The sequence below is a fragment of the Luteolibacter rhizosphaerae genome (genome assembly GCF_025950095.1).
Lineage (GTDB): Bacteria > Verrucomicrobiota > Verrucomicrobiia > Verrucomicrobiales > Akkermansiaceae > Haloferula > Haloferula rhizosphaerae.
Genome location: NZ_JAPDDR010000017.1, coordinates 26331 through 53046 on the forward strand (window position 1 = coordinate 26331; position 26716 = coordinate 53046).

General features: G+C 62.5%; 23 protein-coding genes and 1 tRNA gene. 14 read left to right on the plus strand and 10 right to left on the minus strand.

Annotation, left to right across the window (positions count from 1 at the left end):
* Positions 1-11 precede the first annotated feature (11 nt).
* On the minus strand, positions 12-884 hold the full coding sequence (locus tag OJ996_RS23885) for a hypothetical protein (protein ID WP_264516231.1): 873 nt from the start codon (positions 882-884) through the stop codon (positions 12-14).
* A 147-nt stretch (positions 885-1031) separates the two neighbouring features.
* Here OJ996_RS23885 and OJ996_RS23890 point away from each other — a divergent pair, with 147 nt between their 5' ends.
* From OJ996_RS23890 to OJ996_RS23900, 3 genes are all read left to right on the plus strand, one after another.
* A complete protein-coding gene (locus OJ996_RS23890) occupies positions 1032-2141 on the plus strand; it encodes a glycerate kinase (RefSeq protein WP_264516233.1) in 1110 nt (369 codons plus the stop codon).
* Positions 2142-2153: 12 nt separating this feature from the next.
* Entirely contained in the window at positions 2154-3080 is a 927-nt protein-coding gene (gene fabD, locus OJ996_RS23895; protein WP_264516234.1) for an ACP S-malonyltransferase, read from the plus strand.
* Positions 3081-3182: 102 nt separating this feature from the next.
* Positions 3183-3259: transfer RNA gene (locus OJ996_RS23900), tRNA-Asp, on the plus strand.
* 82 nt (positions 3260-3341) lie between these two features.
* Here the strand turns inward: OJ996_RS23900 and OJ996_RS23905 are convergent.
* From OJ996_RS23905 to OJ996_RS23925, 5 genes are all read right to left on the minus strand, one after another.
* Entirely contained in the window at positions 3342-4040 is a 699-nt protein-coding gene (locus OJ996_RS23905) for an SDR family NAD(P)-dependent oxidoreductase (protein WP_264516235.1), read from the minus strand.
* Between the two features lie 68 nt (positions 4041-4108).
* Positions 4109-4528, minus strand: a complete 420-nt coding sequence (locus OJ996_RS23910) for an OsmC family protein (RefSeq protein WP_264516236.1) — start codon at positions 4526-4528, stop codon at positions 4109-4111.
* An 11-nt stretch (positions 4529-4539) separates the two neighbouring features.
* Positions 4540-5286: a hypothetical protein gene (locus tag OJ996_RS23915; protein WP_264516237.1), complete on the minus strand. Its 747-nt coding sequence runs from the start codon at positions 5284-5286 to the stop codon at positions 4540-4542.
* Positions 5287-5375: 89 nt separating this feature from the next.
* Positions 5376-6395 (minus strand): SHD1 domain-containing protein, encoded by a 1020-nt coding sequence (locus tag OJ996_RS23920; protein ID WP_264516238.1) that lies wholly within the window; start codon positions 6393-6395, stop codon positions 5376-5378.
* A gap of 49 nt (positions 6396-6444) precedes the next feature.
* Positions 6445-7239, minus strand: a complete 795-nt coding sequence (locus tag OJ996_RS23925; RefSeq protein WP_264516239.1) for a tRNA threonylcarbamoyladenosine dehydratase — start codon at positions 7237-7239, stop codon at positions 6445-6447.
* 165 nt (positions 7240-7404) lie between these two features.
* Between OJ996_RS23925 and OJ996_RS23930 the strand changes: the two genes are divergently transcribed.
* Positions 7405-9534 (plus strand): glycoside hydrolase family 32 protein, encoded by a 2130-nt coding sequence (locus OJ996_RS23930; protein WP_264516241.1) that lies wholly within the window; start codon positions 7405-7407, stop codon positions 9532-9534.
* Between the two features lie 82 nt (positions 9535-9616).
* On the opposite strand, the gene OJ996_RS23935 is transcribed toward OJ996_RS23930, so the two are convergent.
* Complete coding sequence (locus tag OJ996_RS23935; protein ID WP_264516243.1) at positions 9617-10498, minus strand: sugar phosphate isomerase/epimerase family protein; 882 nt, start codon at positions 10496-10498, stop codon at positions 9617-9619.
* A 59-nt stretch (positions 10499-10557) separates the two neighbouring features.
* Positions 10558-12117, minus strand: a complete 1560-nt coding sequence (locus OJ996_RS23940; RefSeq protein WP_264516244.1) for an esterase/lipase family protein — start codon at positions 12115-12117, stop codon at positions 10558-10560.
* Between the two features lie 552 nt (positions 12118-12669).
* On the opposite strand from OJ996_RS23940, the gene OJ996_RS23945 reads away from it, so the two are divergent.
* Together OJ996_RS23945 and OJ996_RS23950 are read left to right on the plus strand one after the other, a co-directional pair.
* Entirely contained in the window at positions 12670-14037 is a 1368-nt protein-coding gene (locus tag OJ996_RS23945) for an RICIN domain-containing protein (RefSeq protein ID WP_264516245.1), read from the plus strand.
* A 68-nt stretch (positions 14038-14105) separates the two neighbouring features.
* Positions 14106-14972, plus strand: a complete 867-nt coding sequence (locus OJ996_RS23950) for a hypothetical protein (protein ID WP_264516246.1) — start codon at positions 14106-14108, stop codon at positions 14970-14972.
* Positions 14973-14997: 25 nt separating this feature from the next.
* Here the strand turns inward: OJ996_RS23950 and OJ996_RS23955 are convergent, their stop codons facing one another.
* Together OJ996_RS23955 and OJ996_RS23960 are read right to left on the minus strand one after the other, a co-directional pair.
* Positions 14998-15228: a DUF2905 domain-containing protein gene (locus OJ996_RS23955; RefSeq protein WP_264516247.1), complete on the minus strand. Its 231-nt coding sequence runs from the start codon at positions 15226-15228 to the stop codon at positions 14998-15000.
* A 9-nt stretch (positions 15229-15237) separates the two neighbouring features.
* Entirely contained in the window at positions 15238-16176 is a 939-nt protein-coding gene (locus OJ996_RS23960; protein WP_264516248.1) for a sugar phosphate isomerase/epimerase family protein, read from the minus strand.
* Between the two features lie 303 nt (positions 16177-16479).
* Here OJ996_RS23960 and OJ996_RS23965 point away from each other — a divergent pair, with 303 nt between their 5' ends.
* The 8 genes from OJ996_RS23965 (at position 16480) to OJ996_RS24000 (ending at position 26714) form a co-directional block, all read left to right on the plus strand.
* Positions 16480-20673, plus strand: a complete 4194-nt coding sequence (locus OJ996_RS23965; RefSeq protein WP_264516249.1) for a LamG-like jellyroll fold domain-containing protein — start codon at positions 16480-16482, stop codon at positions 20671-20673.
* 23 nt (positions 20674-20696) lie between these two features.
* Complete coding sequence (locus tag OJ996_RS23970; protein WP_264516250.1) at positions 20697-21116, plus strand: secondary thiamine-phosphate synthase enzyme YjbQ; 420 nt, start codon at positions 20697-20699, stop codon at positions 21114-21116.
* A gap of 43 nt (positions 21117-21159) precedes the next feature.
* Positions 21160-22011 carry a carboxylating nicotinate-nucleotide diphosphorylase gene (gene nadC / locus OJ996_RS23975; protein WP_264516251.1) on the plus strand — a complete coding sequence of 284 codons (852 nt, stop codon included), beginning with the start codon at positions 21160-21162 and terminating at the stop codon, positions 22009-22011.
* A complete protein-coding gene (locus tag OJ996_RS23980; protein ID WP_264516252.1) occupies positions 22008-22754 on the plus strand; it encodes a biotin--[acetyl-CoA-carboxylase] ligase in 747 nt (248 codons plus the stop codon). The genes nadC and OJ996_RS23980 overlap by 4 nt, the downstream gene beginning before the upstream one ends.
* A 79-nt stretch (positions 22755-22833) precedes the next feature.
* A complete protein-coding gene (locus OJ996_RS23985) occupies positions 22834-24891 on the plus strand; it encodes a peptidoglycan D,D-transpeptidase FtsI family protein (protein WP_264516253.1) in 2058 nt (685 codons plus the stop codon).
* 105 nt (positions 24892-24996) lie between these two features.
* A complete protein-coding gene (locus tag OJ996_RS23990; RefSeq protein WP_264516254.1) occupies positions 24997-25425 on the plus strand; it encodes a DUF6941 family protein in 429 nt (142 codons plus the stop codon).
* Between the two features lie 4 nt (positions 25426-25429).
* A complete protein-coding gene (locus tag OJ996_RS23995) occupies positions 25430-26227 on the plus strand; it encodes an SDR family NAD(P)-dependent oxidoreductase (RefSeq protein ID WP_264516255.1) in 798 nt (265 codons plus the stop codon).
* A gap of 52 nt (positions 26228-26279) precedes the next feature.
* Positions 26280-26714 carry a hypothetical protein gene (locus OJ996_RS24000; RefSeq protein WP_264516256.1) on the plus strand — a complete coding sequence of 145 codons (435 nt, stop codon included), beginning with the start codon at positions 26280-26282 and terminating at the stop codon, positions 26712-26714.
* Positions 26715-26716 lie beyond the last annotated feature (2 nt).

Here is a 26716-nt window from a genome sequence, read left to right on the forward strand (position 1 = left end):
GGCTGACCAGCTCACCCCCAAGTCTTCGCCGTGATACTGGCGATCATGGCATCGAGTTCGGCAAGCCCGGGCGTGATCTCCGCTTGGTGCTCTTCCAGCCACTTTGTAGCCGCGGCTTCGTAGCCGTCGAAGTCCGCAGTGAATCCTTCGCGCGATGAGCTTTTGCCGAGGTGTTCCTCCTCCGGTCCCTCGCCCGGCAGGCCGGGCAGATCGATGGGGAAGGTGGCGATAAGCTGGCAGGTGTGGTCATCCGAAAGGCCGACGAAGAGATAGTGCAGTTCCTGCTTGCGCATCAGCTCCGGCTCGATGGTCCACTGGCAGAGCATGCGGATGCCGAATCCGCCTCCGAAGTCCACGCGTTTCCGCAGGCATTGGAAGGTGAGCGCGGCATCCATGAAGGCGGGTGAGAGATTTTGGTCCTCTCCTGCGAGTGCGGCATCGATGTCTGCACGCATCTGTCTTAGGAATTGCGGCGCGGGCTTCTCCTCATGCTTGCCATCGGTGTGGACCAGGGCCCACTCGCTGGCCTTATGGATTAGGATCTGCGGCGCGGTGGGATCGTCTCCGGCTTCGCTCAGGTCCACCTTGAAACCTTTAGGCAGGGCGGCGGGGATGCGGATCGCCCAATGCTCCGGGCGGCAGCCGTAGTGTGGCTTCAGGATGAGCTGTGGATCCTTTTGGTAATCCTTCCACTCCTCCGTGGTGTAGAGCGGTTTCAGGGGAATCTTCTCCACAATCACGCCCTGCGCCCATTTCTCCGGGATCTTCACGGTGAAAGGCCCGGCCTTGGTCATCTCTCCCGCGCTTGCCTCGGGGGTGGGGGACTTCCTGCCACATCCGGCCATGCTCAGGCCGCTCAAGTAAAGCCACTGACGACGGTTCACCTTGTTAACTTGAGGGGGTATCACGCCGGAAGACGAGCGGGAAGTGTCCCGGCGATGTGCATCCCGGATAGCAGCAGGCCGCATGCCTGACACGCTGCGGCACATTTCAGCGTTTCCCGCGCGGCGCTCCTCCCGGAAGCTCCGTGCATGAAGGTTCTGCTCGCGTGCGACAAGTTCAAGGGTTCCCTGGGAGCCGTGGAGGCCTGCGAGGCCGTCCGCTCCGCCCTGCCGGAAGGCTGGGAGTCGGATGTCTGCCCGATTGCCGATGGTGGCGAGGGCTTTGTCGAGGCGATGCTTGCGGGCAGCGGCGGGGGGCTTGTGACCACCACCGCGAACGATGCGCTCGGCAGACCGGTGGAGGCGAGCTACGGCATCTATCGTAGTTCGGAAGGCGTGGTGGCGGTGATCGAGATGTCCGCGGCCAGCGGCATCTGGCGGATCCCGGCGGAGGAACGGAATCCCCGTGCCTCCAGCACCTTCGGCACTGGCCAGCTCATGCGGCACGCCATCGAGGTCTCCGGGGCTGCGAAACTGCTGGTGGGCATCGGCGGTAGCGCCACGAATGATGGCGGCGCGGGCATGGCCGCGGCACTCGGAGTGACCTTCCTGGACGAGCGCGGCTGCAAGCTCTGCCCCACGCCGGAAATGCTGGATCACGCGCACCATGTCTTCGAGGACGGGCGGATCCCGCTGCCGGAGATCGTGGTTGCCTGTGATGTGGACAATCCGCTCACCGGCCCGCGCGGCGCTTCGGCCGTCTTCGGCCCGCAGAAGGGGGCCTCGCCGGAGGATGTCGCTTTCCTGGACGCCGCCTTGGAGCGGCTGGTCCAGATCTCCGGAGGCAGTAATGAAGCGGAGACCGCGGGGGCGGGGGCTGCGGGAGGTCTTGGCTTCGGGCTCATGCGCTTCGCTGGGGCCAGGCTTGTTTCGGGCTTCGATATCGTGGCGGGCTCGCTCGGTCTGGCGGAGCGGATTGCCGTGGCGGATCTGGTGATCACGGGGGAGGGCTCGCTGGATTTCCAGACTCTGGGGGGCAAGGGGCCTGCCGGGGTGGCTGCGATGGCCAAGGCCGCGGGGGTGCCGGTGCTGGCCGTGGCCGGGCGGGTGGAGGAGAGCGCCGGCGCGCTTTTCGATGCCGCACTATCCCTCGAGTCCTTCGGGCTGCCGCTTGCGGAGTCGATCGCCCGGGCGCCGGAGTTGCTGGCGCGACTCGTTGGAGATCATGAGGGCTTGCTCCGCAGCCTCGCCAGCCGCTAGGACTGGCGCGCAATGAGTGACGTCGTTCTTCTATTCTCAGGTCAGGGCGCCCAGAAGGTGGGCATGGGCAAGGATTTCCACGAGGCCTCCGAGACGGCCCGTGCCTTGTTCCGCAAGGCCGATGCGGCACTCGGATTTTCCCTTTCCCAGATCATGTTCGAAGGGCCGGACGAGCAACTGACGCGCACCTCGCGCTGTCAGCCTGCTCTTTACCTGCACGGCCTGGTCGCTCTTGAACTCCTGCGCGAGCGGGTGGGCGGTCTGGAGCCGGTGGCTGCCGCGGGTCTCTCCTTGGGTGAGTTCACCGCGCACGCGGCTGCGGGGACCTTCTCCTTTGAAGATGGCCTGAAGATCGTGGCGCGCCGCGGTCTCTTCATGGAGGAAGCCTGCCAAGCCACGGAAGGTGCGATGGCCGCCTTGATCGGCGGAGAGGAAGAAGGCGTCCGCGCCCTGGCCGCGGAGTGCGATGTGGATGTGGCGAATTTCAACGCCCCGGGACAGATCGTGCTCTCGGGCACTGTCGCGGGCATCGATGCCGCGGTAGAGAAGGCCCGCGATCACGGCATCCGCCGCGCGATCAAGCTGAACGTGGCCGGTGCCTACCACAGCCGCCTGATGCAGTCCGCGCAGGACAAGCTGGCCGCCGAGCTGAAGGACCTGCCGATGCAGACCCCGGGCATTCCGGTGGTGTGCAACTACGGGGCCTCCGTAGTTGCGGATCCCGCCGAGATCCGTTCGATGCTGGAGAAGCAGGTGACCGGTTCCGTGCGCTGGACGGAGTCGATCAAGCTCCTGATCGAGAAGGGCCACCGCACCTTCATCGAGCTTGGCCCGGGCAAGGTTTTGGCCGGTCTGGTGGCGAAGATCGACAAGGATGCGACGGTGTATTCCGTTGAGGATCTTGCATCGTTGGAGGCCGTCGCCGAGCAACTCGATTAAAGAGAAGAAAAAGTCAAAATAGGTGTTGCGCGGAGCCGGGCGTCTCCCTAGCTTCCGCGCACGCCGCAAGGCGCACCAAGAAAAGCAAGACAAGCTACCAGTGGAGCGGTAGTTCAGTTGGTTAGAATGCCGCCCTGTCACGGCGGAGGTCGCGGGTTCGAGTCCCGTCCGCTCCGCCACTCTTTAAGAGTGGAAAGTATGGCCGCCCTTCGGGGCGGCCTCTTTGTTTTCGGGTCCCCGTCTTCCGGAGAGGCGGAATGTTCACTCCGGCAAGTGGCGCAGCAGGTGACCGATGATCGACCATCTCCGGCTTACGTATACGATCCGTTTGCCCTTCGCGATGGCGGCCGCGATTTGCTCCGCGGCTTTACGCGGGCTAGCGACCCAGAACGGCTTGTCCGCTTTCATCATCGCGGTGTCCACGAAGCCGGGTCGCACATCCATCACGCGGATCGGCAGGCCGGACTTTTTCGCGCGGAAGTGCAGGCTTTGGAGATAGCGGGAGATGAAGGCCTTCGAGGCTCCATAAGCGGGAGCTTCGCCGGCACCACGCAGCGCGGCAATCGATGAGATGCCCACAAGATGACCGCGACCTTGCATCTCGAAATGCTTCATGGCGGCGCAAGCGATCCTCGCAAAGCCGGCGACATTGGTGGCGATGGTCTTTTCCTCCGGCGACCAATCGAGGTCGGGATTCAAATGACCCGTGCCGGATGAGATGATGACCAGGTCGACCCGGCCGAGTTCCCCCGCCATCGCCGCGAAGATCTTCACGGCGTCAGGTTGCGATAGATCAAGCCGCTTTGTGAGAATGACGTTCGGATCGGTGGAGGCATGTTCCTCTAACAATCCGAGCCGACGGGCTGCCAAGGCGACGCGGTAGCCGCGGGCGGAGAGGACTTTGGCGAGCTCCAGACCAATGCCGGAAGATGATCCGATGATGACAGCCGTGGGGGACATGAATGAAGGGACGGGTGAGCAGACTGACGAATCTGCATCATCCCGTCCCTTCGGCAAGGAGCTGTCGATCAGTTTTCCAGAGTGGCATCCAAGGTAATCGCGGCCCGCAGCACCTTGGAAACCGGGCAGCCCGCCTTCGCCTTCTCCGTCAGGGACGCGAACAGATCCCGGGACAAACCCGGCACCTTCGCACTGAGGGTCAGGTGGATGGAGGTAATCTCCAGTGCCGCAGGGTCAAAGCTCAGGTCGGCCTTTGTCTCGAGAACCTCCGGAGTGAAGCCCTGCTCACTGATGAAGAGCGATACGGCCATGGTGAAGCAGCCGGCGTGGGCGGCGGCGAGCAGCTCTTCCGGGTTCGTCTCCTTCCCATCGCCGAAGCGTGAGCGGAAGGAGTAGGGCGTGCCGAAAAGCACGGCGCTTTGCGTATCCAGAACGCCGCTTCCGGCCTGGAGATTTCCCGTCCAGCGGGCGGTGGCATGTCGGTGCATGGCTTGCGGGATTACTTGGTGGAGTAGGGCAGGCTCAGGTCACCGGAGGCTACCGAGTAGACTTCATAGACGCCTAACATGGGTCTCGCCATACAGGAAGTATTCACCTGCATGTAACAAGTAACCCCGTCGAATTTGAAGCTGGTCTTGTTGCGGAGATAGTAAGCAGGCACAAGTGCTTTGATCGTGTTCCCGCGCTCCACCACGGAATGTCCGGCGGCATCCAGATAGATGGGCATGCCGCAGTTCGTCGGCGGTAGCACCACGCTCTTGTCCTCCTTCTTGAATTCCTTCACGGCCAGCCCGCCGGGCACGCGGTCATCCTTTGCCAACAGCGCCCAGTGGGTGTGGTAGATGACCTTGTCGTCGTCATACTTTCCGTTCGCATCCTCGTCCCAGAGTGGCGTGTCGTCGAAGTCGGGATGGGAAGTGATCGCCAGGGCAACGATGCCTTCCGCGCTGCCCATGCCGACATCGGCGGCCTTGAGGGTAGTGGGGAAGACATAGGCGACCACGGGCGCGCCATCGAGCTGGCCGACGGCTTTCGGCACCGTCTTGCCTGCCGGACCGTGCAGGTCCATGCTGAAGACCATCAGGTCCAGATCCTTCAGGTACTCCACCTTCGTGGACTTGATCTTCAGGCTCGGTGATTTGGCCAGTGCGGGATCTTTGTTGAGCTTGATCTCGCAGGCGGGGAGGGAAGCGATGGACAAGGACAGGGCGAGACTTGCCCCGACGAGGATACGGATGTTTTTCATGGTGGTGAATCGTGGAGGTCGAATGATTCACCCCTATCTTGGAGATAGGTCATGTGCCGTGACCGGAAATCTTTCCGGTTCCTGCCGCGCTATTTTCCTGCCGGTTCCTTGAACCAGGCGATCGCCTTGCCGAAGCTTGCCATGTCCAGGCTGTGTCCGCCCTCGTAGAGGTCCAGTTGCACCTCGCCATAGCCATTTGCCTCCACGTCGTCGCGCACCTTCTCGGCATGGGCCACGGTGGAGATGGTATCGTTCTTCCCGTTGCTGATAAAGACACGGACCTTCTTCGTCCCGCCCTTGCGGAACCCGGACTCGTTCCGGGCGGACTCGGTCAGGTCCTGATTGCAGCCGCCGAGGAAAAGTCCCACGACCTCCAGCTTGCTCTCTAACAGATGACCCATGCGGTAGAAGCAGGTCTTGCCGCCGCCGGAGAAGCCACAGCAGGCGAACTTCCAGGTGCTGAAGCCCGGCCATGTCTTGGTCAGCAGCTCCGCAGCGTGGCGGTGTACTGCAAGGTCACCACCGGGGGCGCGATTGCCTTCAGGACGGCGCGGATTGCCGATGTCAGTATCCACCGCGATGACCACCCAGCCTGCCTTTACCGCGGCTTGAGCATAGCCGGCCATGCAGCCGATATTGCCATTCTTGCGTTCGCCCTCGTCGTTGATCGCCGCGCAGGTCCACATCACGTGCTGGGGCTTCGAGGGATCGAAGCCGCTCGGTAGCGCGATGGCCAGCGTGAGCTTGGTCGGTTTGGTCTCCGCCTTCGAATATTCCTTCAGGGCCGCAGGGGGCAGGGGATCGTTGACGATGGTGATGCCGCCGTCCGCCTTCAGCTTGGTGCCGCAGAGGACCAGTTCTCCCACCGGTGAGGCTGCGGGCTTCTCCTGCTTGCTCCATTCCTCCACGAACTTGCGGTCATCCTCGCTCAACCGCTCCAAGGGCAGACGCACGTCCTTGCCCTTGAACTTGAGCACGACCTTCCCTTCCTCCACGCCCACGATCTCGGCTTCGATCTTCTTGCCGCTTGTGTCGGTCCAAGTGCGGCCGCTGGCGGCTAAGCAAAGCAGCGCGCCGAGCACGCCGGGGAGGAGGAATCGTCGGATCATCGGGCGAGCGATAACAGCCCGTCGCCGGTCCGACAACCGCGAGATAGAGCTAGGATGACTCGCCGCTCAACTGAGCCAGCACCCGCCCCGCCGCGATCATTCCGAAGACGGCGGTGACATGCGTGGCCGTGCCGTAGCCCGCATCGCAGCGCAGGCCCGATGGCAGATCCTCCGGACGCTCGTGGCTCACCTCGCCCTCGCAGGTCGGGAAGAGCGGCGGCTCGTCGGAGAAGACGGCCTCGATACCGAACTTCCTCACCTTCTCTCCTGGCGGTGCTTTCGGGAAGCCGTGCTCGTCGCGCAGGCGTTTTCGCACCGCCATCAGCAGCGCGTCATCGCGGGTTCTTGCCAGGTCGGTCACTTGGATCCGCGTGGGATCGCGCCTGCCCCCGGCACCGCCGCAGGCGATCACCGGCACGCCGCGCTCGCGGCACTTCGCCAGTAGCACGCACTTCGCCCGCACCGCGTCGATGGCATCGATCACCGCGTCGAATCCCGCGTCGAGAAACTCATCCACATTGCGATCGGAAAGGAACTCCTGCCGCTCCGTCACCTCGATCTCCGGCTGGATCGCGCGCAGGCGGAGTGCCATCACGCCCACCTTCGGTTTCCCGTAGGTGCCGTCCAGCGCATGGATCTGGCGATTCGTGTTCGTCACGCAGAGGTCATCGGCATCGATCATGGTGATCTTGCCGATGCCGGAACGTGCGAGACACTCCGCGGCCCAGCAGCCGACCCCGCCTACACCGACCACGGCCACGCGGGCGTGGCGGAAGCGTTCCAGCGCGGCCATGCCGTAGAGCCGGCCGATGCCGGAGAAGCGGTTGAGATAGGAGTCGCTCACGGGATGCAGCGTGCTAACGTCGCAAATCGGGACGTGCAAGCGCCCGGTGTCATTGGCAGGCTTGCAATCCTGTAAGCACAGGTCTTTTCACCTGACAGCTTCAGGGGGATAGATCCTGCTAGCCCGGATGCGTTTTGTGGCGACCAATCCGTTACCTCAACCATGATGATCCGAACTCTTCCATTCCTGCTACTACCCTGTCTCGCCCTCGCCGCGCCCGATATCACCGTTGCTGATTTCGAGGGCGACAGCTTCGGCGAGTGGAAGGTGAGCGGGGAAGCGTTCGGCAAGGCTCCGGCCAAGGGCGCTCTGGATGGCCAGATGAACGTCACCGGCTTCCAAGGCACCGGCTTCGTGAATGGCTACCACGGCGGCGATGACAGCACCAGTGAGCTGGAGTCCCCGGCGTTCAAGATCGAGCGAAAGTATCTCAACTTCCTGATCGGCGGCGGAAAGTTCCCCGGCGAGACCTCGGTCAACCTGATCGTGGATGGCAAGACGGTCCAGAGCGCCACCGGCCGATTCGACCGCCCGGGTGGTGCCGAGAATCTGGAGTGGCAGTCCTTCGATCTCTCCGGCTATGCAGGCAAGCAGGCGAAGCTACAGGTGATCGACAAGCGCAAGGGCACTTGGGGCCACCTCACGCTCGACCAGATCGTGCAGAGTGACGCGCCGAAGAACCTCGCGCTGAACCAGGAATTCGCCATCAGCGGCCGCTACCTCGTCTGGCCCGTCACCCGCGACACCACGCAGAAGCGCCGCTTCTTCTTCACGCTGGATGGCGAGAAGGAGCCGTACCTCTACGCGGACATCTGCCTCTCGAACAACCCGGACTTCTGGGTCTTCACCGACCTGGCGAATCTTCAGGGCCGCAAGCTCACCGTGAGCGGCAGCATCCCCGGCGTGCTGAAGGATGCATGGGAGAAGGTGAAAATCAGCGACACCTATCCCGGCGAGGAGCAGATCTATCAGGAAGACCTGCGTCCGCAGTACCACTTCACCAGCCGCCGCGGCTGGCTGAACGACCCGAACGGCCTCGTCTACCACGACGGCAACTGGCACCTCTTCTACCAGCACAATCCCTACAACCACAATTGGGACAACATGACCTGGGGCCACGCCGTGAGCTCCGATCTCTTCCATTGGAAAGAGCGGCCCGCCGGCTTGAACCCCGATGCGGAAGGCTACATGTATTCCGGTTCCGCCGTGGTGGCACCGAAGGGCAGCACCACCCTGCCGGTGAAGGATGAGTCCCTCGTGCTCGCCTATACCGCGAATGGCTTCCTCAGCTACCTGCCCGACCACAAGGCGGTGCAATCGGTCGCCTACAGCGAAGACGGCGGCAAGACCTTCACCAAGTTCAAGGGCAATCCCGTGGTCCCGCACGTGATCGCCGAAAACCGCGACCCGAAGATCTTCTGGCACGAACCCTCCAAGCACTGGGTCATGCCGCTCTACTACGATGGCCCCGACTATGGCATCTATGTCTCCAAGGACATGGTGAAGTGGGAGAAGACCTCCGACTACAAGATCCCCACCGATAGCGAGTGCCCGGATCTCTTCGAACTGCCCGTGGATGGCGATCCGAACAACACCCGCTGGGTGGCCTGGGGTGCGCAGGGCAAGTACATGCTCGGCAGCTTCGATGGCCGCACCTTCAAGGCGGAGAGCGGTCCGCATCAGTACTACTTCGGCAGCGCTTACGCCGGTCAATCCTACGACAATGCCCCGGAGAAGCGCCGCGTTCACTTCGGCTGGATGCGCGATACCGGCCCGGGCCTGAACGGTGCGCCCTTCAACCTGCAGATGACCCTGCCGATGGACTTCACGCTCCGCACGGATAGCAAGGGCATCCGCGTGCACGCCGAGCCCAGCAAGGAGATCGAAGGCCTGCGCCAGGATACCAAGGAGTGGAAGGACCTCGTGGTCGAGCCGCTGTCCGTGGATCCGCTCGCGGAGTTCGAGGGCGGCCAGTTCGAGATCGAGGCGGTGATCGATGCCTCCTCCTCCGCCTCGGAGATCGGCTTCAAGATCTTCCAGGATCACCTCGCCGTGTGGAAGCGTGCCGACCAGACCTTCACCGGAGCGAACGGCCCGCAGTCACCGGTCGATGGCAAGATCAAGATCCGCCTCTTCGTGGACACCGTCTCGCTCGAGGTCTTCGTGAACGGCACTTACACCAGCCGCTACATCCGCCAGACCGCCGGTACCAAGCCGGTGCGCATTGTGGCGAACGGCGGCGAGGTGAAGTTCGACTCCCTCAAGATCCACCGCATCAAGAGCGCGTGGAAGTGATCCGGCCGCAGATCTGAAAAATCGAAAGGGATGTCGGCTTCCGCTGACATCCCTTTTTGTGAGCCGGTATGGAGCCGGGGAATCAGGCACCTAACAGATGCTTCTTCATCCGCGCGAGGATGTCCGCGCAGGCATTCGCATCGCCTCCCTCCACCTCCGCGGTGGCCCAGCCGGTGTAGCCGATCTCCCGCAGGGCCGTGCGCACGGCGGGCCAGTCCACATCGCCCTCGCCGATCTTGCCGAAGCCGCCCTTCACGCCCCAGTCCTTGCAGTCGAGTTTCACGATCCGCTTGCCGAGCGTGCGGGTCCATTCGGCCGGTTTGCCGAAGCGCTGGTGATTGCCGATATCGAAGTAGGAACCCACCCACGGCGAGTTGATCTCGTCGAGATACTTCGCCAGCAACTCGGCGGATTGCGCGTCGCCGCCATCCTCCTTGTAGAACATGCGGTTCCACACGTTCTCGATCAGGATATGCACGCCCAGATCGGCAGCCAGCGGCAGGGCCTTGCGGATCTCCACGATGGAGCGCGCCCATGCCTCGTCATGATTTGTCTTCGCATCCACCACGCCGGGCACCAGCAGCACGGCGGAGCCGCCGACCGAGTTGCTCTCGCGGATGGCGGTGAGCAGACCTTGCAGGCCTTGCTCGCGCACGGCGGCATCGGGATCGGAAAGGCGGGTCTTCCAGTGGATGGAGTCGACCACGCCATGGATCGGCAGGCCGGTCGCCTTGGAGGCGGCAAGTGCTTCCTCCTTGTTTTGCCCCCCGGGTGAGTCTAGTTCCACGCCATCGTAGCCGATCTCCTTCAGGGTCCGGAACTTCTCCTCCAGATTCGCGCCGAAGTTCGCCATCCCGCATTTCAGCGAGAGCTTGATCGGGAGCGGCTTCTCCGCGGATTGCGCGGAGAGGGGCAGGGGAGCGGCGGAGGCGGCTAGGGTCGCGAGGAAATGGCGGCGGAGCATGAAAGCACTACGCAGGATCCGGCATGGAATTGCACGAATTTATTTAAAACGTGTCATAATTAGCTCCATGGCCGGATCTCGAAGCGCAACGTGCCTTGGAAGCCGGGCCGCGTCTTCTGGGCCAGCGGGATCTTGAGGGACACCCCGGCGGAGCCGAAGAGTTTGGCAGTTTCGGCAGATGTTCCCGGCTTGCCCGGGTTCTTGTCCTGCAGGCCGTACTTGATCTGCCAGTTCTGCATCGAGCCGTCCTCCGGGAAGGCCTCCACCAGGATCAGCTCGCGCAGGATGTAGCCGCCCTCGTAGTGGCGGTCCATGAAGAGTAAGCCATCCACCGTGTAGTCCGGCACCAGCACCTTGATGTCCACGGCGAAGCTGACCGAACCGGAAGACATCACACTCTTGGTGGGATCCAGGAAGATCGAGAAGAGATGCGGGCTCTGAGCGCGGTCCGGGTTGCGCTTCGGCTCGGGGAACATCTGGTCGTAGGTCCGGAAGATCGCGGAGTTTTCCCGCACCTCGCGCCGCGTGATCTGCCACTGGCAGCCGCGGATGGAGACAGAGGTCTCGAAGTTGTAGGAGGCGGTGATCTTCTTGCCCTCGTCCTTTTTCTTCTGCACCTCCGGCGGCAGCGTGATGTCATCGACATCCAGGATGGCATCCACCTTCAGCTTGCCGAAGAGGAAGCGGACGAGGTTCTGGTAACCCTCCTCGGAATTCACGATGCCGAAATGGCCGGAGTGGCTGCGGTGCACAAAGGCCCGCGGCGAGCCGGCCCGCTTGCCCTTGGCGTCGAGCGAGTGGGTCACCGCGTTCGCGATCCGGACCAGCCCGTCGCTCGCCTCACCCGCCGCCCATGAGGAGATGCCCTTGGCCACCGCGTAGTCGGCGGGGTTTGTCCCCACGAGATTGAAGATCCGCTCGGCGGGGAAGTTGGTGACTTGCGAAACGTCCTCGGATTGGTCCAGCGCCAGATACTTGGCCATCCGCTCGCGGTTGAAGTTGTTGATGTCGCCGAAGGTCGCCCAGCCGGGGACATTGCGCACGATGCGCATGTCGATGCCGTTGTGCGGCGTGGCATAGGTGAAGACCTTGTCCACGGCGGCGCGGGCATCGGCGGCACCCAGCGCGGGATTTTGCAGGAAGGCCCGGCAGATGAGTCCACCCATGGAATGCGCCACCAGGTGCACCTTGAAGTCGGAGGCCTTCACCTGTCCCTCGCCATCCCCGCAGACGCGGTCGCGCAGCTTCAGGATCAGGCGGCTCAAGCCCTTTGCGAATTCCTCGATCGGCGGGGTCTCGCCGTTGCCGAAGTCGGTGGAGGCGGAGTCGTAGTAACGGTAGATGATGATCGAGCGGTAGGGCAGCTTGAGATCCGCGCGCTCCGTCTCCAGCAGGTCCTCCCCGTTCTCGAAGACATCGCTGTATTGATAATCCCGCATCAGCCGGATCAGCGGTGAACCGAAGAAGAAGCGCTGGAAGCTGCCGCTCCACGCCCTCCGGGCCTTGGTGGCACCCACGTTAAAGCCCATGTAGGGATCGGCCACGGCTTCGTCGATTTCTCCTTGGGAGGCGGCGAAGCCACGGACGTAGATGATCGGATGGTGAGGATGGCTGGTCATGACAACATTGGATTAACTGATCCGGTTCGGCGTTTATCTAACCTCGTCCTCCTGCGCGAGAGGAAAAGGGGAGGGCGTCGCCGGATGACAAACCGGCACTACACGGTCATCAGCAGGGAGCTTGCTTCAATTTCATGCAAATTGCGATCCGGCGCGATACGCTCCGGACTGATGAATGGCCGTTATCTATCCGAAGAATAAATAATATATTCGCATATCAGAATCCGCTTTCGGTGAATGCCAAAATTCCCTCCAATTTGGCATGAATTTGGGATGGCTTTTGAGTGATGGTCGCGAAATCCGGCCCTAAAGCTGGGGGTGATATTTTTCCGATTTCACATCGGACGATCCATTTTCGGCACAATGCAATGCACTGCAATCCACCCTGTGGGCTGCGTCGCTGCCGGGCAGATCTCAACCGGATTCCTCTACGGGAAGCCGTTGAACACAACCCAAATGAACAACCCAAGTAACATGCAAACTCGAAAGAGACCATCGCTGTTGTTAAGCATTGGATTCGCAGTGCTATCGCTCCTGTCGTCACGAGCCCAAGTGACATCCGGGACCACCTACACCTTGGTGGCGCGGCATTCCGGCCACTTCCTTGATGTGCTCGGTGCCGCCACGGCCAGCGGTTCGCCCGTGGGCCAATCGGTTGGACATGGCGCGAGCAACCAGCAGTGGTTGGTGGAGTCGCTCGGCAGCGGGCAATATCGCCTCACCGGTGTCGGCAGCGGGAATGTGCTCGATATCAACGGTGCCTCCACCGCTGACAACGCCGCCGCGATCATCTCCACTTGGAATAGCGGCAACAACCAGCGCTTCACCCTGCAGGACCGTGGCAATGGCTACTACAGCCTGGTCTTCGTCCATTCGGGCAAGGCGCTCGGAGTCCAGAGTGCCTCCACCGCCAGCGGTGCTGCCGTGGTGCAGCTCCCGAACAACGGCTCCACCAACACGCAGTGGAAGTTCGCGAAGGGACCGTCGGGCTATATCTTCGCCGGGGATGAGGGGGGCACGCGGACCTTCTCGGGCGGCAAGGTGGATCTGGCCTATGGTGCGGGGAGCTCTTTCCACTTCGTCAACAAGACGGACGGAGCCTGGACCTTCAACAACACCACCTTCCGCGATCCGATCCCGAACACGCTGAAGAACGGCTACTACAAGGCCACGAACACCAGCGGCCCCGCCGGCTACACCTACTGCGTCTCGGAGAATGGCAGCTTCACCTTCACCCAGCCGGTGAACATCGCCTACGGTGGCAATGGCAGCTATGCCTATCAGAATAGCCAGAGCGGCACGATCACCTTCAACAACGCCCGCTTCGGCGATCCCGCTCCGGGTGTCGTGAAGTCCGGCTGGTTCAAGGCTCTCGCGCCCCTGCCTCCGACCCCGCCATCGCTCTCGGCTGCGAACCTGAACACCTTCATCGCGAATCATTCGCGCTATGAAGGCGGATCCGCTGCGGCCTACTCCGCGGAGTTCCAGTCCTTCCTCACCTACATGGGCGGGGATGTCTTCTGGCCGAAGATGTTCGGCCCCGGACGCTGGACGAATTCGATGCTGGATATCACCTCCAGCTACGGCGGTGCCGCCGGTTCCAGCGGCGGGAATACCTGGTATAACAAGAACTTCTGGGACACAAATGTCGGCCAGCGCGTGCCCGTGCTCATCCATGAGTACATGCACCACATGAACAACGGCAGCGGTCTCTCTGCCTACTTCAATGCCGAGGCGGCGGACCCGGCCAAGCGTTGGGACGGCAGCGGCTACGCGAATGTTTCGCCCGCCGAGTACATCGCCTCCGGCTTCCAGTGGATCGTCCAGAATCCTTCCGGTCGCCAGATCGTGTTTGAGAACCATCCGGCCTTCTATCTGCACATGGTGAATACCTTCATCCCGCAGTTCTACACGCCCTGATGGATCATTCCGGCCGCGGCGGGCAGATCCGCCGCGGCCCTCTTTTCCAATCTGATCTTCTTGAATCCATGACTCCCGGTTTTCCCAAGAAACTCGCGGTTTCCGTCTCTGTCCTGACCATCGCGGCGGCAGGGATCTATTCCTTTGACCGATCCGGTCATTCTTCCGCCACGGCCGAAGCGATCACACCACCCGGGCCGCTGCGATCTTCCGCTACCGCTCGAGCAAACGCAGACTCTGATACCGGTCGGCTTCTTGAAGAGCTCAAGTCTCTAACAGCCTCCGGCGAGCTTTCCGATTTCCAAGCATTCCAAACCGCGATCCGATCCTTGGCGAAGATAGATCCGCAGGCTGCTTCGGACTTCGCGGCTTCCTTGGAGAATGGCTCCATCCGCGAGATCGCGCTGCACCGCGTCGCTCAGGAATGGGCCGGCCGTGACCCTCAAGCTGCCGCCCGCTGGGCGAATGATCTGCGCAATCAGGAGGAGCGCGGCATGCTGCTCAACGGCATCTTTAGCGAAGTCTCCCAATCCGATCCCGCCAAGTCCATCCAGATGGCAGAGACCTACGACCTGCTTTCCTTCGCACCCGGCATGACCGCGAACCTCGTCGGGCGATGGGCTACACGCGACTATGACTCCGCATTGCATTGGGCTGAAGCCCAAGCTCCCGGAACCGCGCGTGAGGAGATCTTCGCCCGTCTCGCGGTCATCCGCTGCGCCACTTCACCCGAAGATGCCGCAAGCTTGATCTCCGATCTGGTCTCTACCGGAGGCGCTCAAGAAGAGGCTGCGATCACGATAGTCTCCAGGTGGGCTACCACCGATCCGGAAGCTGCCAAGGCGTGGGCCAACTCCTTTGAAGCCGGAGCCCTCCGCGACCGGGCTCTCAATGAGGTTATCTTGGTCTCGGCGGCGAAAAGGCCAGTCCCTTGATCGGATTTCCTCGAATTCTCCTTCCTTACCCGAAGAACTTCCTCACCAGCGCCATCACGCCGCTGAGGATCACGCTCACGAGGATGCAGGTCATCACCGGGAAGTAAAAGCCGGCCTTGTCACCCTCCACCCGGATGTCACCGGGCAAGCGGCCGATCCATGAGAGCCAGCCCTTGCCCCCGGCAAACCACAACACGGCCCCGAGAATCACGATTCCCAGTCCCGCGAAGACTAGCAGCTTGCCCGCATTCTCCATGCCCCAAGATCACGCGAAGGCCTTCCGCAGCAAGTCGAGACTCTTCGGGATCGCCGTGAGCGGATCCTCCTTGCCCTCGAATTCCAGCGAGACATAGCCGGTGAAGCCCGCGTCTTTCATGATCTTTGCGATCCGGGGGTAATCGAGCTCCAGCGTGTACCATACCCCGCCGCCGAAGTAGGTCTTCGTCTGGATCAGCACGGTATCCTTGGCCAGCTTGGTCAGGCGCTCGTAGGGATCTTCCAGGAAGTTCCCGGTATCCAAGGTCACCTTCAGCCAAGGCGAGTTGATCGTGTCCACCACGCGCTTCACGCCTTCCGGCGTCACGCCGAGCCCCCAGTGATTCTCCAGTCCGAGCACCACGCCGCACTTCTCCGCCACCGGCAGGATCTTGCGGTAGGACTCGATCACCCAGCCGTAGGCATCTTCTTCGGTATAGCCTTCCAGCGGTTGCTCGATCCCGCGCTTTGCCATCAGGTCGTCGAAATCTTTCGAGGTTCCCCAGGTGCCCGAGTTCACCCGCATGGTCGGGATGCCCAGCGCGTAGGCCTGCTCGATACAATCGATCGTGTGCTTGATCTGCGCGTCGCGCTTCGCCTGATCCGGCGAGAGGAATCCTTGGTGAGTCGAGTAACCCATCAGGTCCAGCCCGAGCAGGAAGGCATGGCGCTTGTATTTCTGCAGCGTGACATTGTCCGGGATCTCATTCGCCGCGGCGATCTGGCGTTGCAGGATCTCGAAGCCATCGAAGCCCATGCGCGCGGCGTGATCGAGGCAGGTCGGGATGTCCTTCAAATTCTCCCGCTGGAAGCCCCAGAAGGAGTAGGATGAGACCCCGATCCGGTTCGGTCGGGAAGGGCTGGCTGCCGCCGGTGCGGTCTCCTCGGACAAAAGGGGGAGGGGAAGGGCGGCGAGGCTTCCGGAGGCGAGGAAATGGCGGCGTTTCATGACCTCTCCAGACACCACGCGGAGGCCGCCGTGGCAAGAACTCGACCGCATTTCCGGTGGGAATTGGCAGCGATCGCCGCCGTAAGGAACGAAAAGTGACAAGGGTCCGGATGGGGTCGGGGCTCCTCCTCCGCTCTTGGAATCGGGCTGCCGCCGCCTCTGCGGAATCGCGGATCCTTGTGTGATTTCCGCAGGCCCGGAGGAATCATACAAGTCTCGCGGAGGATCGGGGTTACCTTTCATCAGCCCTTCCGTGCGCAACCCAAGTCTCGCGCACCGAACTCATCCCCGTCCCCGAAACCCATGGGCCTCCTGCACTGTGTCCTGATCCTCTTGTGCCTGCTCACCCTGTTCGCCCGGGGGCAGACCCTCGTGTTGAACAACGAGGTCCATCGCGCCGATACCTTGGCCGCCAATACCGTGGCGACCCTGAGCGGCAAGTCCGAGCTGCATATCAACGGTGGTGGCGATCCGATACCCGGCTGCACCATCCACCTGAACTCGGAGAATTCCTTTCTCTTCCTGCACCAGCTCCTGCCGTCCTCCGTGGCTGCCACCTATCTCTCCCGGGTGCGGGTCAATGGAGCAGCGGCCGTGCTGGATACGAACGTCAGGGTCGTGGAGCACGTCGCCGGAACGGTGCTCATTCCCCAGCCTTCCTCTTACTTGCCGCTCCAGGTATTCACCGGAACCCATCTCACCGGTACCTCGAAGAAGCTCGGCTCCTATACCGCCTACAACACGACCACGCTCGGCCCCTTCGCGGACAACATCCGCTCTTTCATCCTGAAGCGCGGCTACACCGCGACCTTCGCGCAGAATGAGAATGGCACCGGCAGCAGCGTGAACTACGTGGCGCAGGACGGCGATCTCGAGGTATCCTTCATGCCCGCCGCTCTCGATCGCACGGTGAGCTTCATCCGTGTCTTCCCCTGGCGCTGGACCGGGAAGAAAGGTTCCTGCGATGTCGGTCCCGTTTCGCTGAAGGCGAACTGGAATTACAATTGGAACATCAGCTCGAACTCCACGCTCGATTGGGAGTATGTCGCTATCAAGCAGCAGCCGAACTGGCCGGGCTTGGATCAGGATTGGAAGTGGCGCGGGGTGAATCACCTGTCCGGCTACAACGAGCCGGACAACTCGGTGGAGGATGCTTATCAGAATCTGACTCCGGCGGGCTCCGCGGTGAATGCCGCCGCGCGCTGGCCCGACCTGCTTTCCACCGGGCTACGCGTCGGAGCCCCGGCGGTGACGGATGGTGGCACCGGTTGGCTGAACACCTTCATGAACGAGGCGAATAGCCTCGGGCATCGCGTCGACTACGTGCCGGTGCACTACTACCGCAGCTACTGGAACAAGACCGACCCGGCGGGCGCGGCCACGCAGATGTATAATTTCCTCAAGAGCATCTACGATGCGACCGGGAAGCCGGTCTGGGTGACCGAGTTCAACAACGGTGCGAACTGGACTGACAATGCCCACGATCCCGACGTCACGCAGAATCGCAACGCGATCGAGGCGATGATCAACATGATGGACAATACGCCGTGGATCGAGCGTTACGCCATCTACAGCCGGGTCGAGTGGTTCCGCCAGACCCACTACGATGACGGTAGTATCACGCCGATGGGGGCCATGTACCGCGATCATGTCGCCCCCATCGCCTACCAGCAGGTGGTGCCGAACAACAGCCCTTCAGCTGCCGCCGACTATCTCTTCGACGGTAACGTGCGGGACTCGCGCAACGGGAACAATCCGGTCGTCTACGGCTCGCCGACAATGGTTCCCGGGAAGCACGGGACCGCGCTTTCCTTCGATGGAACCGACGACTTCCTGAGGCTGCCCAATCGTCTCGGCGACAGCACCGACTTCTCCAGCGCCGCCTGGGTGAAGTGGGGCGGGGGGGCGAATTGGCAGCGGATCTTCGACTTCGGCACCGGCACGAACGCCTACCTCTTTCTGAGTCCTAAGGCGGGCAGCAATGTGTTGCGGTTCACGATCAAGAACGGCGGGGCCGAGCAGCAACTCAATCACAGCGCCGCTCTTCCCGTGAATGTCTGGACTCATGTGGCGGTGACGCTCACCGGCAACACCGGCAAGCTTTTCGTCAACGGTGCCTTGGTAGCCACCAATACCGCGATGGACATCAACCCGGATGCCATCGGCACGAACTCGAATTTCATCGGGGATAGCCAGTTCGCGGCGGACCCGATGTTCAATGGCCAACTCGATGACCTGCGCTTCTACACGAACGCGCTCAGCGATGCCCAGGTGGCCACCCTGGCAGCGAGCACCCCGGCGCAATTCAGCGCGGATCTTCTTAACAAGCCCTCAGCACCGAAGTATCAGCCTTATGTTGCGAGCATCGCTGCCGACCTGAGCGGCGGCAGCGTTACCTTCAGCAAGCTCGGCGGCCCGGCTTGGCTGGCCGTGGCTCCGGATGGTAGCCTGACCGGCGTCCCCGGCCTGAATGACGGCGGCATCAATACCTTCCTCGTCAGTGCCACCACTCCGGCCGGCACCGTGCAAACCGCTACCGTGCAGGTGGAGGTTACGGAGGCTGCGGGCCTGAGTTCCCGCTATGCCTTCAATGGCACGCCACTGAGCCTCACCGGACCCGCCCACGGCATAGCCAGCGGCAGCCCGGCCTATGTCGCCGGAACCCGCGGCCAAGCCATCGATCTGGATGGCACTGACGATCTCGTCACTTTGCCAGCAGGGGTGGCCAGCCACGACGAAATCACGATCGCCACTTGGGTGAACTGGGATGGCGGAGGCAACTGGCAGCGCATCTTCGACTTCGGCAATGGCACCGAGGAATACTTCTTCCTCTGCCCGAAGTCCGCTAGCAACCGCATGCTCCTGCTCATCCGCAGAAATGGCGTGGAGACTTCGGTCGATGCCGGCCCGCTCGCCACCGGGCAATGGGTCCACCTCGCGGCGACTCTTGGCGGCGGCAATCTCCGCCTCTTCGTCAATGGTTCCCAAGTCTCCACGACGGCCACGACGATGAAGCTCTCCGATATCAACCCGGCGATGAACTACATCGGCGACAGCCAGTATGCGGCGGACCCTCTCTTTAATGGTCGCTTGGACGAATTCCTGATCTTCAACCGGATTCTAACAGGCACGCAGATCGGGGCCTTGGTCACCGCCCAGGCGCCGACCTTCACGTCGGACACCATCAGCAAGCCGAATGCCGCGATCGGCACTGCCTACGAGCAGACCCTCTCCGGAAATGCCAGCGATCCGAATGGCGCGGCCACGCTCGTGTTCTCGAAGGTCGGCGGACCGGCGTGGTTGACCGTGGCGGCAAATGGCCGGCTCTCGGGAGTTCCTTCCGCAGCCGATGCCGGCCTCAGCCGCTTCATCGTGCGGGTGACCGATTCCTCGGGCCTCGCGGATGATGCCGTGCTAAACATCAACACGCCGGGCCCCGCCGATCTCATCGCTCATCACCAGTTCAACAACTCTCCTGCCGATAGCGCGGGAGGCACCACGGCCACCAATTTTGGCAGCCCGGTCTATGCCGACGGCCTCTTCGAGCGCGGCATCCGTCTCGACGGCACCGACGACTACGTGAGGCTGCGCAATACCGTGGTGAACGGACTCACCGACATCACCATCGCCGCCCGGGTCTTCTGGGATGGCGGCAACAATTGGCAGCGCATCTTCGACTTCGGCAACAATACCACCCAGTACATGGTGCTCACCCCGAAGTCCGGCGCGAACACCCTGCGCTTCACGATCACGGTCACCGGCAATGCCGCGGGCTCCGAGCAGATCCTCGAAGCCCCGCCGCTACCGGTCGGTGAGTGGTCGCATGTCGCCGTCACGCTGAGCGGGGATATCGGCACCCTCTACGTGAACGGCGCGGTGGCGGATACCCGCCCGATCCTTCTCAACCCGGCCGACTTCTCGCCCTCGCTCAACTACATCGGCAAGAGCCAGTGGCCCGATCCCTATTTCGCCGGAATCGTCGATGACTTCCGGATCTACAACCGCAGTCTCAGCGGCAGCGAGGTCCGGTCGCTCGCCATACCACTACCCGCCGTCGTCGTGCCCGATCCCTCCTTCGAGGCTTGGGCGCAAGCGATCAGCTTCCCGGAGGGCGAGAACGCAGCCGACAGCGACCCCGACAGGGACGGTGCTCCCAATCTGTTAGAATATCTCCAAGGCTCGGACCCCCTCGCTGCCGGTGATGGCAAGCTCCCCGGCCTGATCATAAAAAGCGGTACCGAACTCGGCGGCAGCACCGATCCAGCCAAGCGCTACTTGACCCTCAGCAGCCGCGTGAAAAAGTTCCGGCCGGGGGTGTCCTTGATCCCCGAAGGTGCCGAGACTCTGGCCGACCTCGCATCGCCCGCGGCTGCTTCCCGCATGACTCAATCCGGAACGCCCGTTTCCGATGGCGAATACGAGACCATCACTTGGTTCTACAATGTGGCCGTGGAAGATGGTGCGCGCGGCTTCGTGAGATTGCGGGTGACGAAGTAAGGCCTATCCGCTAGCTCCGCTGCATGGCTGCACATGCCGAATCCTTTCAGATCCGCACCCGCGGGAAGGGCACCCTCGAGATCACGGACGAGGTCGCCGCGATCGTGAAACGGAGCGGGATCACCACCGGCATCGTCACCGTGTTCGTGCGCCACACCTCGGCGAGCTTGGTGATCATGGAGAATGCCGATCCCAGCGCGCGCCGCGATCTGGAGGCCTTCTTCGATCATCTGGTGCCGGAGGACACGCCGTACTTCGTGCACATCTATGAGGGCCCGGATGACATGCCCAGCCACATCCGCATGACCCTGACCCGGACCAGCGAGGTCATTCCGGTGATGGATCGCGCCATGACCCTCGGCACTTGGCAGGGGATCTTCCTCTTCGAACACCGCCGCGACCCGCACACCCGCCAGATCGTGGTGAGCGTGACGGGGGATTGAGAATGGATTGCGTGTTTTGCCCTGCTTGAACTAGTTTCCGCGCGTGGACGAAAGTGTTGAACGTTTGATTGAATCCGCGCTGCGGGAAGATATCGGCTCCGGGGATCTGACCTCCCTCTACTTCGTCCCGGAGGAGCGCCGTGCGACTGCCTTCGTCGTGGCCCGCGAGGCAGGAGTCTTCTCGGGAGGCGAACTCGGTCTGGAAGTGTTGCATCGCGTCGATCCCGCCATCCAAGCCTCGCTGCTGGTTGCGGATGGCGACCGGATCGCAGAGGGAGCCTATCTCATGAAGTTGGAAGGCCCGGCCCGTTCGATCCTCACTGCCGAGCGCACCATGTTGAATTTCATGCAGCGGATGAGCGGTGTGGCCAGTGCCACCCGCCAATATGTCGATGCCGTGCGTGGCACGAATACCCAGATTCTCGATACCCGGAAGACCATTCCCGGCTGGCGTCTCTTGGACAAACGCGCGGTGCTCGATGGCGGCGGTACCAATCATCGCATGGGGCTCTACGACCGCGTGATGGTGAAGGACAATCACCTCATGGCTGCCAGTGATCCGGTGGTATTGCAGACGGCGATCAAGCGCTTGAAGGAGGAGCATCCCCAAGTCGAAGTCGAGTTGGAGGCGGACCGTTTGGAGCAGGTGCAGATCTTCCTCGGCTTGGAGGGCGTGAACTACATCCTGCTCGATAACATGAGCCTCACCGATCTGGCGCAGGCTGTGAAGATGCGCGGGGAAGCCACGACCCCGCTGCTGGAAGCAAGCGGAGGCGTAACTCTGAAGACGGTCGCTGGCATCGCCGCTACCGGCGTCGATTTCATCTCGGTGGGTGCGATCACCCATTCGGTGAAGGCCATGGATCTGGCGCTCGATTTCACACGCAGCGAATGAGTCTGGACTGGCAGGACCTTGAGTTGCCGCCCGGTTTCCGCATGGATTTCCGGGAGAAGACCGGTTCCACGAACGACGATGTCCGCAGTGCCGCGAATGCCGGAGCTGTGAAAGGTCTGGTGATCGTAGCCGGGAAACAGGAGTCCGGGCGTGGTCGCCGCGGAGCTGCTTGGGTATGTCCGCCGGGGGAGGGGCTCGCCTTCTCCGTCTTGCTACGCCCGCGCGAGAATAAAGCGCTCTGGCCGCGGCTTTCTCTCGCCGCCGGTCTCGCGGTGGCTGAGGCGATCGAGCGGCTTGGACCCTTGGCTGAAGTGAAGTGGCCGAATGACGTTTGGGTTGGGGGCCGGAAGATCGCCGGGATACTGGTCGAAGCCGGGGACGACTTCGTCGTGATCGGTATCGGCATCAATGTGGGAGTGAAGGAGTTCCCGCTGGAGCTTGCAGATAGCGCGACCTCGCTGGCGCTGGAGTGTGGCGAGGCACCGGAATTGTCCGCCGTTCTGCTGCTGGTGCTGGAGCGACTGCAGGTGTGGAGCGCGAAGATCGGCGGGGGCTTCGAGGAACTTCTGCGCGGTTTTCGGGTCCGTTGTGCGCTGACTGGAAAGGCTGTGCGTCTGCTTGCTGCGGATGGGGCGCTATCCGGAACCGTCGCCGGGATTGGGGATGGCGGGGAGCTTTTGGTGGAAACTCCCAACGGGGTCCGGAGGTTGGTGCAGGCGGACGAGGTGCGGATTACGGGTTAAAGGCTGTTTTTCCCGCATTTCGCGCGGATTGGGCGTTGCCCTCCCGACGGAAGGGGCCTAGATTCGCGTGATCCGGCCCGTGAGAAACTCTTCTTTCGTTCACCTTTTCCTCGGAGTCGCCCTCGCGGCTACCGGGGCTTCCGCACAGGAGATCGCCGCCTTGCCGGATAAGCCGGTGGGCGGCTCGGCGAGCGATGCCTCGATCACGAACCGCAAGGATGCGCGCACTATCACTCTCGCGATCCCCGCGCCGCGCGGAATGATCCTTGATCGCAACGGTGCTCCTTTCGCCCAGAACCGTCTGGCTTGGCAGCTCGGCTTGCAGTTCGAGCAGTTCGAGAAAGCGGACCGCCAGTTCGTCATCGATTGGGGACGCGCCCGTTTGGAAAAGGCCAGAACCTTGGTCAAAGATCTCAAAGAGCCGACCGACGACGAGCTGTGGAATCACTATCGCGAGCGCCGCTGGCTGCCCTTGTTGATCTCCACCCACCTCCATGAGGCGGACAAGAAGAAGATCGAGCCTTCGCTGACCAAGGGTTTGATCCTGCATCCCGTCTATCAGCGCTACTATCCCGGTAGCGACCTGGCCGCGCACATCATCGGATACACCGGCAGCGTGGGCAAACTCCCGACCGGACCGATCAACTTCAACGAGCCAATGTGGGAGGAGTCCGAGGGCCGCGCCGGTCTCGAGTTGCTCTACAATCGCGAGCTTACCGGTCAGCCCGGCACCAAGAAACTTCTCTTCGACGAGCACGGTCGCAAGTTCCCCGAGGAGCAGCCGCGACGCCCGCGTCCAGGCGGCACCATCGTCACCACGCTCAACCTGAAGTGGCAGGAGCATGCGGAGAAGGTGCTGCGGCAGAAGGCGAAACGCGGGGCTTTCGTGCTGATCGATGTGAACACCGGCGAGGTGCTGGTGATGGCTTCGCGCCCGTCTTTCGATCTCAACCACTGGATCCCCGGTATTTCCGACGCCGAGAAGAAGACCTTGGAAGAGGATCCCTCCGCGCCGCTCTTTGGCCGTGCCTTCCAATCGAAGTATCCGCCCGGATCCTGCTTCAAACCTTTCGTCGCGCTGACCGCACTGAACAACGGCAAGATCGATGAGGATACCACCATCGACTGTCCCGGAGCCCTGACCTTGGGGAACCACACCTTCCACAACCACAACAAGAAGGCGGCGGGTTCGATCAATGTGGTCCAGGCGCTGGCCTCCTCGAACAACATCTGGTTCGGCAAGGTGGGGATGGACCTCGGCGCGAATGCCTTCCTCGGTACCGCCCGGCGCTTCGGCTACGGCGAGAAGACCGGGATCGATCTGGTCGGGGAAACGGCCGGGACCGTGCCGACAAACGAGTGGATGATGAAGGTCCACAAGCGGAACTTCAAAGACGGTGACGACTTCAACCTTTCCATCGGCCAAGGCTCGCTCGAAGTCTCGCCGCTGCAGGTGGCTCAGTCGATGGCAGGGATTGCGAATGGCGGGGTGCTGCCGAAACTGCATCTGGTGATGCAGGTGCAGGATCCCTACGGCCGCGTGATCAAGCAGGCCGTGCCGGAGCGCCGCAACTGGCTCGGCATCGAGCCGAAGGCGATCGAGGTGGTCCGCAAGGGCATGCACCGCGTGGTGGAAGGCGGCACCGGCCGCGCCGCCGCGCTGAGTTTCTCGGATATTTGCGGCAAGACGGGCACCGCCCAGTGGAACAACAACCGCAACCTCGCTTGGTTCGCCGGATTCCTTCCCTACGATGAGCCCCGTTTCGCCTTCGCGGCGGTCTACGAGGGTAGCCGTGGCGAGAAGCCGAGCGGCGGTAAGAATGCCGCGCCGATCGTGAAGTCCTTTTTCGAGCCCTTGGAAGAGGAATTCAAGGATATCCTGGCTCCGGCACCGAAGGCGGTCGAGATCGTGGACGAAGCCGTGGCCGGGGCGGAGGGCGATGGAAAAGCGCCCGAAGTTTCGGAGGAAGGGGTGCTCCGGGCCCAAGAGGTGGAGCCGCTTGATGCCGAGGGCCAGATGCAGGACGATGCGACCGAAGAGCCTCCGGTGGAGGAAGTTCCGCGGGCCCTGCCGGTGGAGCCCGAGGACCTGGGCGACGATACCGGTGACGAAACCGAAACGGTTCCCGTGGATTAAGCCTGCCGGGCGGTTTTCAGGGCTGGACGCGGGGGCACTTTGGCGGCACATACCCGATGCCCGCTTCGTGCGGGCTGTATTCAACGACCCAAGTTAATTCTCAACATGGACATTCAAATCGCCTCCCTTTGCGACTTCGCCGCGGATTACAATGGCAAGCTCGTGGTTTCCGGAACCTTCGACACGCTCGCGGCTCGTGCGCTCCCGGTGGTGCACCCGATGTGCAGCCTGGCGCTGCGCTTCTGCTTCACGCAGGAAGACGTGGGCCGTCACAAGCTTTCGATCAACATCATCAACGAAGACGGCGAGTCCCTCGATCCGAAGAACATGCCGATCGAGCCGGAGTTTGAAGTGCAACTGCCGCCGGGCACGCCCTTCCTGACCCGCAACGTCATCATGAATCTCCAAGGCCTCCAGTTCCCGAAGGCCGGCATCTACTCGATCGACCTCGGTTGCGATGGCGAACTGCTGATGCGCCTGCCGCTGCGCATCCTTCAGGTGAGCCAGCAGCCGCAGCCGGAACCCGTTGCCTGATCGCGTGACGGAAGCCCGTTATTCCTGTGCCCTGGTGACCGGCGCTTCCGCCGGCATCGGGGCCGAGTTCGCCCGCCAGCTCGCGCCCTATTGCGCGACGCTGGTTCTGATCGCGCGCCGGTCGGAACGTTTGGTGGAGCTGGCCGGTGAACTGGAGCGGGCCCATGAAGGCCTGCGGGTGATGCCGCTGGAGGCGGATCTGACCGATCCCTCCGCGCGGCTTCAGGCCGTGGGCCATTTGCTTTCCAAGGGCCTCGTGCCCGACCTGCTGGTGAACAACGCCGGCATGGGGGACTACGGCGAGTTCGTGACCTCCGACTGGATGAAGATCGAGTCGATGCTGCGTCTGAACGTCGAGGCCCTCACTCATCTCACCCATGCGCTGCTGCCGACGATGATCGAGCAGGGCAAGGGATCGATCATCAACGTCAGCTCGCTCGCGAGCATCCTGCCGATCCCGGACTTCGCGGTCTATGCCGCGACGAAGGCCTACGTCACCAGCTTCAGCGAGGCCCTGCGGATCGAGGTTCGCGACCGCGGGATCAGGGTCATGGCACTCTGTCCGGGCCCGGTGCACACCGAGTTCGGCCAGATCGCCGGACGCGGTCCGAACACCGACTTCGGTGCGCGCGAATGGTTCTACGTGCCGCAGGGACAGGTGGTCGCGGAAGCGCTTGCGGGCATCGCCGCCGATCGTCCCCGCGTCTATCCGGGCCTGAAGATCGCCGTCGCCGCCGCTGCGATTTCGCTGCTTCCGATCGCGATCATCCGGTTGGTGATGAGCACGCGTCCGCGAAAGTAGATGCGGTGAGTCCGTCCTCGCCGACAGAGACCGGATCCGGTTAACTCAGGATATGAAAGTCGAATGGAAGCGGGATCTTCGCTTCACCCGCGCCCACGTCCTCTCGTTTTTCGGGATGGCGGTAGCCGCAGGGCTGATGTTTGTCGCTTTAGGTCGTCCCATATGGGGCGTGCTTGCGTTGGGCCTGTTGGCGAACTTGCTGATCATGGCACTTTGCTCACGTCTCCTGCCCAAGCTGCTCCCGCCGAGATCGGTTGAGATCATTGATGGCGGATTGAAAGTGGATTCGGGATCCTGGGCTTTGGGCGATGTGGATTCGGTGTCGGTCACGGAGGACGAGCTCAGCATCCGTCTCTATCGCTCCGGGGACGGTGGCGATGAGTTTGTCGCCCGCTCGCGGGAGATGCCCCGCGAGACTTGGTTGCAGTTGGTCGCGATTGCCCGAGAGCTTCAGGCAAAGCTGAAGCCGTCAAGAGAAGCGGCTTGAGC